A 2,759-nucleotide genomic window follows, 5' to 3' on the forward strand; every position below is an offset into this window, starting at 1 on the left:
TCGCGCCCGCCCCCCGGGACGGCGAGGCCGCCGACACGCCGGGCGGGCAGGGCGGCGCGCCGGGCGGCGGCGCGGGAGGCGGGGGCGAGTCTTGAGGAGGTGATTGCCCGCCGGGAGGGTCGGCTTTCCCGGTTTACCGGTAGATCCCCCTTCGGGGGTGATCGGCGGTGGTTTGGGCGCGGCTCCGGCGGCTCCGGCCGTTCGCCGCGGACGGCGAGCCGAGGCTCCGGCCGCTCCAGGGACGGTCCAGGACCGGTCTCCGCGGGCACCGGGGGGCCGTCGCCGTGCCCGGAAGCACGCTCGACCGGCCCGGGATCCCCCTCACCCCGTCCAGGGGACGACTCGGCGGGCACGCCCCGTTCCTGCTGGTCCTGCTGGTCGCCGCCCTGTTCCGCGTGGTCGCGGCACTGGGGTACCGGCCCGCGATCTGGTTCACCGACAGCATCACCTACCTCGACGAGGCCGTCACCGGCACACCCGGCCTGCCCCGCCCCAGCGGGTACTCCCTGTACCTGTGGCTGCTGAAACCGTTCCACAGCCTGACGCTGGTCATGGCGACCCAGCATGTGATGGGGCTGCTCGTCGCCGTCCTCGTGTACGCGGTCGCGTGCCGGTGCGGGGTGCCCCGGTGGGGCGCGACGCTCGCGGCGGCGCCGGTGCTCTTCGACGCCTACGAGATCGAACTCGAACGGCTCGTCCTGTCGGACACGCTGTTCCTGCTGTTCGGGATGGCCGCCCTGGCCCTGGTGCTGTGGCGGAGCCCTCCTCCGTTGTGGGCGGTCGTAGCCGGAGGGCTGTGCGCGGGCCTGTCGGTCGTCACGCGGCCTACGGGAATCGCGATCGCGGTGGGAGTGGTCCTGGCCGTCCTGCTTCGGGTGCCCTTGCTGAAGTCGCTGATGGGGCCGCTCGCGTGGTGGAAGCGGGCCGGGGCGACGGGGCTCGCGCTCGCGGCCTGCGCCACGCCGGTCTTCGCGTACGGGCTGTGGTTCTCGTCGGTCTACGGGGAGTTCGGGCTCAGCCGCAGCACGGGCGTGTTCCTGTACGGACGCGTCATGGCGTTCGCCGAGTGCCCGAAGATGCGGCCGCCCCCGGAGCTGCGGCGGCTGTGCACGAAGATCCCGCCGGAGCGGCGGATGATCTCGCAGAACTACATCTGGCGGGGGTCGTCGCCCCTGAACAGGATCCACGGCGCCCGGTACAGCGTCCGCAAGAACCGGCTGGCCCAGCGGTTCGCGCTGCGCGCGATCTCGGCGCAGCCCCTCGACTACCTGAGGGCCGTCGGCCATGACACCCTGCGCGCCTTCGCGTGGGACCGGACGGTCTTCCCCGACCGACTCACCTACGACCGCTACCTGTTCGGGACACGCCCGGCGGAGCTCGCCGCGAACCCCAACAGCAAGTACGTGAGAAATCTGTACCGGAGGGCCGCGCGGTACGAGCTCGGGCCCGTCCGGACGCGGGTCTACCAGCCTTGGGCGGGGCTCGCGCACGCCTACCAGGGCGTCGTGTTCCTGCGCGGGACGATGGTCGGGGCGGTCCTGCTGGCCGGACTGGTCGTGGCGCTGGTCAGGCGTGGTCCGCCCGGGCGGCTCGCCGCCGGCCCCTGGGTCGCGGCGGCCGGGCTGATCGTCCTGCCCGCCGCCACCGCCGAGTTCGACTACCGGTACGTCCTCACGGCGGTCCCGTTCGGGTGCCTCGCACTCGCGTTGAGCTGCGCATCACGCAATAATCCCGGACAGATCAGCTCCCCCTCCGTCGCCTCCGGGACGGTCCGCGGGGAGGCCGAAGGGGGTCGGGGTGGCACAGTGGCGGGTCGCGGGGTTCGAGGAGGTCCGTGAGCTCGGCCGGGGACGGCACGGGCGGACGGTCCTCGCGCGGCACGGCACGTCCGGGTCCACCGTGGTCGTCCGGTACCTGGAGCCCGCGGCGAGCGGCACGGCGCGCGAGCGGTTCCGGCGGGAGGCCGGCGCGCTCGGGCGGTTGCGCGACCCGCGCGTCGCGCGCCCCTACCAGCTCGTGGAGAACGCGGGCGGCACCGCCGTGATCATGGAACGGGTCGACGGCGTCGGCCTGCGCGAGATCCTGCGCCGGGAGCGGCGGACGACGCCGGAGGCCGGACTGGTCCTGCTGCGGGACGCGCTGCTCGGGCTCGCGTCCGCGCACGCCGTCGGGGTCGTCCACGGCGACTGCACGCCCGGCGACGTCCTCGTCCGGGACAGCGGACGCGCCGTCCTGGTCGACTTCGGGGTCGCCGACCACGCCGGGACCGCGTCCCCGCTGTACCGCGCGCCCGAGCTGTGGCACGGCGGCGAGACCTCACCCACGTCGGACGTCTACGCCGTGACCTGCGTCTTCTTCGAGGCCGTCGCCGGGCACCGGCCCTACGGCGACCCGGAGGCGGGCCACCTCGGCGCGGCCGTCCCGCAGGAGGACGTCCCCGAGCCGCTGCGGCCGCTCGTCGCGTCCGGCATGGCCAAGGACCCGCGCGTCCGGCCGTCCGACGCCGCGCTGTTCGCGGACGAGGTCGAGAAGACCGCCTACGCCGCGTTCGGCGCGGACTGGGAGCCGCGCGGCCGCCGCGTCCTCGCCGACCTCGCCTCCCCCGACCGGTTCCCGGTCTCCGCTCCCTCCGGTTCGTCTGGCGCGTCCGGTGTGTCCGGTCGCCGCCGCAAGGCCGCCCCGGCCCCGGCCCGGGCGTCCGGATCGAACCGCCGCAGGACGGCCGCCGCCCCCGCGCCCGGCCGCCGGAGGCTCCCGCT

General features: G+C 75.1%; 2 protein-coding genes. Both read left to right on the forward strand.

The window, feature by feature from the left end; translation table 11 throughout:
- Positions 1-284 precede the first annotated feature (284 nt).
- Positions 285-1,838, forward strand: coding sequence for a phospholipid carrier-dependent glycosyltransferase (locus EBO15_RS43125; RefSeq protein WP_147481933.1), 1,554 nt, complete (start codon positions 285-287; stop codon positions 1,836-1,838).
- Positions 1,798-2,759: serine/threonine-protein kinase (locus EBO15_RS43130; RefSeq protein ID WP_147481934.1), on the forward strand; the 962-nt coding region annotated here is incomplete at its 3' end. The genes EBO15_RS43125 and EBO15_RS43130, both read left to right, overlap by 41 nt.

Source organism: Actinomadura harenae, from assembly GCF_003696215.1.
Lineage (GTDB): Bacteria > Actinomycetota > Actinomycetes > Streptosporangiales > Streptosporangiaceae > Spirillospora > Spirillospora harenae.